Below are 8,793 nucleotides of genomic sequence, written 5' to 3'. Positions count from 1 at the left end.
GGGGGTTCATAATGGCTATGGTGATGGTTGTTGTGACTTGCTTATCTTTGTCCATATCACCAATGGTTGAAGGTATGATCACTTCATTGTTAATGAAAAATGCAACTGATATTGCAAATCAAGTATCAGGTGCAGGCGTTGAATTTGACAAAGTCATGATGATTATTGGTATGCTGGTAGGACTGTATTTATTAAAAACGATTTCTCAATCTGTCACGACAATCACATTAACAAATTCTATCCAAAGTGCAATGCATGATTTACGTGATGCCTTGCAGGCGAAGATTAGAAAACTGCCAGTCAGTTATTTTGATACTCATCAGTATGGTGATGTATTAAGTCGTATTACAAATGATGTTGATACATTATCTAATGCTTTGCAGCAGACATTAACAGAATTAATTCGTGGTGTATTGATGTTAACACTTGCTATTATTATGATGTTTACGATTAATGTTGTTATGACTTGTGTTGTTTTATTGATTATTCCTGCAGCACTTCTCATTACAAGAATTGTTGTGAAACGTTCTCAAAAGAAATTCCAGGCTCAACAGGATGCTTTAGGTGAATTAAATGGAGCAATTACTGAAATGTATACAGGTTATAATGAAATTCTTTTGTTTAATAAACAAAAACAGTCAATTGAAAAATTCAAATCAATCAATAATAATCTTTGCCAAAATGCCTTTCAAGCACAATTTATGTCATCAATTATTTCACCATTTATTTCACTTGTGACATATATCATTATTGGTACAATAGGTTTTTTAGGTAGTTTATTTGCTATACAAGGTCAATTATTAATAGGTGAACTTCAAGCTTTTGTTCGTTATATCTGGCAAGTCAATGATCCGATTTCACAAGTCAGTAATTTATCCTCACAGATTCAATCAGCTTTTGCAGCGGTGCATAGAATTTCTGAGATTTTAAATGAAGTAGAAGAACCAGATATTGAAAATCCTCAAGTTATTGATGAGGTAGAAGGCCATGTGGAAATAGATCATATTAGTTTTGGGTATCATGATCAGGAAGTTTTACATGATATAGATGTTGATATTCAAAGTGGACAGATGGTGGCTGTTGTTGGACCAACGGGTTCAGGTAAAACAACCTTAATAAGTTTACTGATGCGTTTCTATGATACAACATCTGGAAGTATTCGTATTGATGGTGTAGATATCAAAGATATGCCTAGAGAGAAACTGCGTTCTATTTTTGGTATGGTTTTACAGGATACGTGGTTATTCCATGGGACGATTTATGATAATATTCGCTATGGTCGTATTGATGCTCGTAAAGATGAGGTTATTGAAGCTGCTAGACAAGCAAATGTTGATCATTTTATTAGAACGTTACCTGATGGATATGGTATGATTGTTAATGAAGAAGCCAATAACATTTCACAAGGTGAAAAGCAGCTTTTGACAATTGCTAGAGCAATTCTTAAAAATCCACCAATTATGATATTAGATGAAGCAACTTCATCAGTTGATACACGTTTGGAAAAGATGTTACAGGAAGCTATGCATAATGTTATGCAGGGAAGAACAAGTTTTGTGATTGCTCATCGTTTATCAACAATTAGAAATGCAGATTTGATTTTGGTTATCAAAGATGGTCAATTAGTTGAACAAGGAAAGCATGATGAATTAATTCGTCAACAAGGATTTTATGAGAAATTATATAATGCACAGTTTCAAGAACAATTGGATTAAATATTTATAAAGAAAGCCTTTACAATTGTTAAAAAATATGATAAATTATAACTCGTAGTTCAGTATTGTCATTATTAAGTTAAGCAAGACCTGATTGCATAATTTCTAATTATGTTTTCAGGTCTTTTTGTATGAGGAGGAGAAAAAGATGAGATTAAAAAGTGTTGTGAATGGAAAAAAGAAGTATTTGGAAGATGTGAGTGATGAGGCGTTTTCACAAAAGATGATGGGGGATGGGATTGCGATTGTGCCATCTAATGGACAGATTTTAGCACCTGCTAATGCGACAATAACAATGATATTTCCAACCAACCATGCACTTGGTATAAAAACGGATGATGGGATTGAAGTTCTTATTCATATTGGTATTGATACTGTAGAAATGAATGGTGATGGTTTTGAATCTTTTGTGAAAGTCAATCAGTATGTGGAAACAGGAGAGTTACTTGTTAAAATTGATTTAGAAAAGATTAAAGAAAGTGGATATGAATCAGATATTATGATGATTATTACAAATATGAATGAGTATAAAACAATTATAAAATCTAAGAAAGATCAAATAACTGTTGATGATGTCATTTTAGAAATTGTATAGGTGATGAGATGATTATTAAAAGAATATTAAATAATAATGCTGTCATGAGTTTAGATGAACATGGTGAAGAGATTATTGTTAAGGGAAAAGGAATTGCTTTTCATAAAAAAACAGGTGATATTATTGATGAAAAAGTTATTGATAAGATATTTGTGATGAATAATCAAGAAACAAAACGTCGATATCAGGAGATTTTAATATCTATTCCATCGGATTGTATGAGTGCCTGTGAAGATATGATAGGTGTCATTAAACAGAATATAGAAAAAGAATTAAGTGATAAAATCTATGTGACACTAACAGATCATATTTATAATCTTATTGAAAGAGTAAAGATGGGAATTGTCTTTGATAATGCTTTGTTATGGGATGTGAAAAGATTATATGTGAAAGAATATCAGGTTGGACTAATTATTGTTGATATGATCCGACAAAAATTTGATATTAAAATTGAAAATGATGAAGCAAGTTTTATTGCTTTACATATTGTGAATGCTCAAATGAACACTGAGTTTCATGATGTCATTGAAATCACAGGAATGATTGATGATATTTATGATATTGTAGAAAGCCAATTTGATTTACAAATTGATAAAGAGAGTCTTGAATATACAAGATTTATTATGCATTTAAGAGTCTTCTTTGAACGCATTGTTAATCATGAAAATCTGAAGTCTGAAAAAAGTAAAACATTATTAAAAATATTAAAAGATGAATATCCTAGACAATATCAATGTGTGATGAAAATCATAGATTATGTGATGATGAGATATGAGGAATTACTGGAAGGAGAAATCTTATATTTATTGGTTCATGTGATTAAATTGACTGAACAATAAAGGAAAGATATTGAGGGAGGTGATCTGTTTTTTAACTGGGTAGTGACAGTGCGGCTGGCTAGACCTTTATTTTAATAGAGTTATTAAAGTGGAGGAGAAAAAAATGGAAAAGAATGTTTTAGCATCAACAATTATCGAAAAAGTTGGTGGAAAGGAAAATGTCAAATCAGTAACACACTGTATGACAAGATTAAGATTTATATTAAATGATATCAATATGGCTAATCAAGATGAAATAAAAGCATTGGATGATATTATGGGTGTTGTTTATAAAGGTGGACAATTGCAATTGATTATTGGTCCACAAGTGACTGATATTTATGATGAAGTAATGAAAATCATTCCTATGATTGAAGATGAAAAGGTGGTTAATGAAATCAAAGAAGAAAATATAAAGAAAGATTTCAAATATTATCTGAATGAAATTATGGGAACATTGGCAGGGTGTATGACACCAATGATTCCTGTCTTATTATGTATGGGAATCTGTAAGGCAATTGTTGCTGTATTAGGTCCACAGTTAATGGGTGTTTTATCTGAAACAGATAGTTTATATGTCTTGTTTACATTTGTAGGGGATGCAGGTTTATATTTTATTCCTATTTATGTTGGATATACAGCTGCTAAGAAATTTGGTATGAACGAGTTAATGGGGATGTTTTTAGGAGCTATTTTAATTCATCCAACATTAATTCAAATGGCTACAGATGGTACAAAGTTTAATGTTTATGGAATTCCTGCTTCTGTTCAAAATTATTCATCATCTATTATTCCTATTATTTTGACAATTTGGGTTGCATCATATGTGGAAAAGTTCTTTAAGAAATATACACCAGATGTCTTAAAAGTTTTTGGAATTCCTCTAGGAACATTATTGATTATGTTGCCACTAGAATTATGCTTATTTGGTCCTTTAGGAGCATTTATAGGTGAATATATTTGTCAGGGAATTATTGGATTGTATGATATTGCTGGGCCTTTAGCTGTTGGTATTGTAGGAGCAACATTTGGATTACTTGTTTTAACAGGTATGCATACAGTCTTAATGGCTTTCTTGTTTATGACATTCCCAATGATTGGTTATGATGGTTTTATTATTCCAGCGATTATGGCTTGCAGTTATGCTGGAGCAGGTGTAACTTTAGCTTGTATGCTAAAGTTTAAAGACAAAAAGAAAAAACAATTAACTTTAGGTTATTTTGTAACTTGGCTATTTGGTGGTGTTGGTGAACCGATGTTATATGGCTTAAATATTCCTTATCGTACACCTTTATATGCAGGTATGATTTCAGGTTTTCTTGCTGGTGTAGTGACTGGATTGTTAGGTTTAAAAGCCTATGTTCCATCACCTTCTAATGGATTGTATATCTTACCAGCATTTCTGGGAGGCCCTCAATCAAATTATATAGTTTTAGTTATATCTTTGGTTATTTCTGTAGTCATTGGATTTGTAGTCATGTGGTTTATGAAATTAGATGAAAGTTTGGTGAAATAAAATGGTTTATTACTCACATATACAGTTAAGTGAACATCTCTATCGTATCACTGATTTTACAGGGGTTTGCTGTTATTTGGTGATTGGTAGTCAAAAAGCATGTCTGTTAGATACTTGTAATGGTATTGGAAATATAAAAGAATATGTAGAGAATATAACAGACCTTCCTCTATTTGTCATTTTGACACATGGACATCTGGATCATATGGGTGGTGCTGGTTTATTTGATGATGTCTATATGAACAATAACGATCTTCCTGTTTTTGATAAACATGGTGATATGTCATTTCGCATTCAGGATACAAAAGCACATTCTCCAATCACGGTTGATGAAAATGATTTTATCCAGGCTTATCAGGGAGAAATCAAAGATATCAATGATCAGGATATATTTGATTTAGGAGATGTCAAAATAAAAATGATTTTGGTTAAAGGCCATACACCTGGTATGATGTGTCCATTAATTGTTGAAGATAGAACAATTATATTTGGTGATGCTTGTGGAGTTGGTGTTTTACTTTTTGATGAATATTCATCATGTGTATCAGAGTATAAGAAAAGTTTAATTTATCTTAAAATTTATGAAGATGCATATGATACTATTTATCGTAATCATGGAACTTTTGTTTCTGATAAAACATTGTTAAATAACGTTATTGAATGCTGTGATTTAATATTGGAAAAGAAGGATGATCATCAGCAAACAATATTTCATGGTATTGAATTATTTGCCTGCCATCGTTTAAGTGAAAATGGACATGGTCGAGCTGATGGAAAAGAAGGAAATATATTATATTCTATTGATAAAGCTTATTAATAAATGGGGTTATGATGAAGTGAATCATAACCCTTTCTTGATTATTCTTTTGCATTTCTGCAAAAGTTGTGTATAATATGAAAACAAGAGAGGGTATATATATATGGGCATTAGGGGAATAAAAAATAGGGCAGACCAATTATATAAACAATATCGAAAACAAATGATACCAGAATTCTTTTATGTTGGCTATGTTGGATTATTGGCCCAATATTTAAGAAGTGGTTTGTTTTCTTTCTTTGTCTCTTTATTTTTATGTCCAATTGCACATGGATATGTAAAATGTTCTATGAAATTAGTAGATGAAGATAATCCATTCATTGATTATCATCAATCCATGATAGGTGTTTTAGAATTTCCTCGAGTGGCGCCTGCTTATTTAATGAGAAAAGCGATTATTTTATTGATAACACTCTTTGCAGGCTTACCAACTTTATTATCAATTCATTCGTATATGCCAGAACTATCATTAGAATGGTTATCATCATTAGGAAATACATTAATTCAAACAGAATTCTTTGTTCCTAATTTTGAAGAGATTTATATTTTGATGAGTAATCAATTACTGATATTGAATATAATAATATGTATTCTGATTTATCTGTATCTCACTGCATTGTTTATGCCAGTGCCATATGTTATGGAATTAGAAGAGTTTTCGTGGAGTGAATGTATTTCTTACTCTATTCGCTTAATGAAAGGACATATGTTTGATTTTTTTAGATTATATTTAAGTTATTTTATAAGACATGCAATTTATTGGTTAGTAACTGGGTTTTGTATGTTAATTATTGGAACACTGAATGAGATATTGACCTTATTTTGTATGGTCACTTCATTGTTTTTGTATATAGAAATTTTTAAGGGACGTTTTGAAATTGCAAAGTATTTATTTTATCAGGAAATAAGAGGGAATAGAGATGAGAGAAATTAAGGGGATTAAAAAGATTATTATTAAGGTTGGATCATCTTCTTTATGTAATCAAAATGGGAAGATTGATCGAGAAAAGATTTTATATTTAATATTACAGATCTCTAAATTAATTAAAGATGGTTATTCAATTGTGTTGGTTTCTTCAGGAGCTATTGCAGCTGGTATGGGGTCTTTAAAATTACCTGCAAAACCACAAACAATACCTGAAAAACAAGCTTTAGCAGCTATAGGACAAGCACAACTCATGCAGATATATGAAGATATTTTTCAATTATTTGATTTAAAATGTGCACAAGTTTTATTAAATCATGGTGATTTTGATGATCGAAAGAGATTAATGAATTTATCTAATACAATGCACGCTTTAATGGATTATGGTGTGATTCCGATTGTGAATGAAAATGATGCTTTGGCTGTTGATGAAATTAAGGTTGGTGATAATGATACATTGGCTGCTTTGTTAGTGCCTGTTGTTGATGCTGATTTACTCGTTCTTGTGAGTGATATTGATGGACTTTATACAAGTAATCCACACAAGAATTCAGATGCCAAACTACTTAAATTTATTGATCATATTGATAAAGACATTGAAAGTATGGCTGGGGATTCATCATCAGGACTTGGAACAGGTGGCATGATGACAAAGATTCGTGCAGCTAAGATTGTTAATGACTATGGACGTCATTTGGTGATAGTTAATGGCAGCAAAGAAAATAGTTTATTGCATATTTTTGATGAAACAGAAGAAGGAACATGGTTTAATGGACATAGTGGTAAGAATTTAAATGCTAAGTTACATTGGATTGCTTATCGAACACATTCAAAAGGTCAACTGATGATTGATCAAGGTGCAATAAGGGCACTCTTGCAGCGTAAGAGTCTATTGCCAAGTGGAATATTACATGTTGATGGACAGTTTCTTATGGGTCAAGTGATTGATATTATAGATGAAAATCATAAAATGATTGCTAAGGGGATTAGTAATTATTCAAGTGATGAAATTAAATTAATTATGGGGCATAACAGCAATGATATTGAATCTATATTACATTATAAAGATTATGATGTTGTTGTTCATGCAAACAATATGGTGATTGTAGGAGGGGAAAATGATGGATCAGATTTTATTGAATCAGTTAAAGAATGCAAAGATTGCTAGTCGTCAAATGATGAACGTTGAGACATCAACGAAAAATAAAGCATTAGAAAAAATATCTCAGGCACTTATTCGTCGTATTCCTGAAATTATAGAAGAAAATCAAAAGGATTTCATAGCTGCAAAAGAAAATGGAATGAGTGAAGCTATGATGGATCGTCTTTTACTGAATGAAGAAAGAATAACTTCTATTGCTGAAGATGTTTTAAAACTGACACAGCTAGATGATCCTGTTGGAGACATTATACGTGAAATTCATCGTCCAAATGGGTTGGTTATTAAACAAGTTCGTGTACCAATTGGAGTCTTTGGTATTATTTATGAATCACGTCCTAACGTTACAGTTGACATAGCATGTTTATGTATTAAATCAAGTAATGTGTGTGTTCTTAAAGGTGGAAAAGAAGCACTTCATTCTAACAAAATTTTAACATCTATTATGCAAGAAGCTATTTCAGGTATTTTACCAGACAATAGTATACAACTCATCCAAAATACAGATCGTTCAATGGTGTCACAACTGATTACAGCAAATGATTATGTAGATGTTGTCGTTCCTCGAGGTGGAAAGGGTTTAATTCAGCACGTGGTAAAAAATGCAACAGTACCAGTTATTGAAACAGGAGCAGGAAACTGTCACTTATATATAGATAAAGATGCAGATTTAAATAAGGCAATTAATATTAGTGTCAATGCTAAAATTCAAAGACCTTCCGTTTGTAATGCTATTGAAACAATTCTTGTGCATAAAGATATTGCAAAAGACTATTTACCTGCCATGGTTAAAGCATTTGATGGTAGAGTTGATATTCGTGGTGATAAAAATGTGGAGGAAATCATTTCTTGTCAATTGGCAACAGATGAAGATTATGCAACTGAGTACGATGATTATATAGTCGCAATTAAGATTGTCAATTCACTTGAAGAAGTGATTGACCACATTTATAAATACTCTACAAAACATTCAGAATCTATTATCACTGAAAATCAGCAAACAGCTGATATCTTTATGAATGCATTAGATTCAGCATGTGTTTATCATAATGCTTCAACACGTTTTAGTGATGGAGGAGAATTTGGTTTTGGAGCCGAACTTGGCATCAGTACACAAAAGTTACATGCCAGAGGACCATTAGCTCTATTAGAAATGACATCTTTTCAATATAAAATTTATGGCAATGGACAAATCAGAGAATAAAAGCTATATTATACTTTCTATAATCTATAAAGAATTTGGATTCG

The 8,793-nt window shown here is 31.4% G+C and carries 8 protein-coding genes; all 8 read left to right on the top strand.

Annotated elements, in window-relative coordinates; genetic code table 11:
• Positions 1 to 8: 8 nt before the first annotated feature.
• Positions 9 to 1,715 carry an ABC transporter ATP-binding protein gene (locus BN350_RS19320; protein ID WP_231385297.1) on the top strand — a complete coding sequence of 569 codons (1,707 nt, stop codon included), beginning with the start codon at positions 9 to 11 and terminating at the stop codon, positions 1,713 to 1,715.
• A 148-nt stretch (positions 1,716 to 1,863) separates the two neighbouring features.
• Positions 1,864 to 2,310, top strand: coding sequence for a PTS sugar transporter subunit IIA (locus BN350_RS13745; protein WP_028044118.1), 447 nt, complete (start codon positions 1,864 to 1,866; stop codon positions 2,308 to 2,310).
• An 8-nt stretch (positions 2,311 to 2,318) separates the two neighbouring features.
• Entirely contained in the window at positions 2,319 to 3,149 is an 831-nt protein-coding gene (gene licT, locus BN350_RS13740) for a BglG family transcription antiterminator LicT (RefSeq protein ID WP_028044117.1), read from the top strand.
• A gap of 103 nt (positions 3,150 to 3,252) precedes the next feature.
• Positions 3,253 to 4,644, top strand: coding sequence for a PTS transporter subunit EIIC (locus BN350_RS13735; RefSeq protein ID WP_044600334.1), 1,392 nt, complete (start codon positions 3,253 to 3,255; stop codon positions 4,642 to 4,644).
• A gap of 1 nt (position 4,645) precedes the next feature.
• Positions 4,646 to 5,461, top strand: coding sequence for an MBL fold metallo-hydrolase (locus BN350_RS13730; RefSeq protein ID WP_028044115.1), 816 nt, complete (start codon positions 4,646 to 4,648; stop codon positions 5,459 to 5,461).
• A 103-nt stretch (positions 5,462 to 5,564) separates the two neighbouring features.
• Positions 5,565 to 6,395: a hypothetical protein gene (locus tag BN350_RS13725; protein ID WP_028044114.1), complete on the top strand. Its 831-nt coding sequence runs from the start codon at positions 5,565 to 5,567 to the stop codon at positions 6,393 to 6,395.
• Positions 6,382 to 7,554, top strand: coding sequence for a glutamate 5-kinase (proB, locus tag BN350_RS19315; protein ID WP_044600333.1), 1,173 nt, complete (start codon positions 6,382 to 6,384; stop codon positions 7,552 to 7,554). Before BN350_RS13725 ends, proB begins: the two co-directional genes overlap by 14 nt.
• Positions 7,508 to 8,749, top strand: a complete 1,242-nt coding sequence (locus BN350_RS13715) for a glutamate-5-semialdehyde dehydrogenase (RefSeq protein ID WP_028044113.1) — start codon at positions 7,508 to 7,510, stop codon at positions 8,747 to 8,749. The genes proB and BN350_RS13715 overlap by 47 nt, the downstream gene beginning before the upstream one ends.
• Positions 8,750 to 8,793 lie beyond the last annotated feature (44 nt).

It is taken from the genome of Candidatus Stoquefichus massiliensis AP9 (assembly GCF_000455285.1).
Taxonomy (GTDB): Bacteria; Bacillota_I; Bacilli_A; order Erysipelotrichales; family Coprobacillaceae; genus Stoquefichus; species Stoquefichus massiliensis.
The sequence above is the reverse complement of the archived record's forward strand: the minus strand, read 5'-3'. Positions and strand labels throughout refer to the sequence as shown.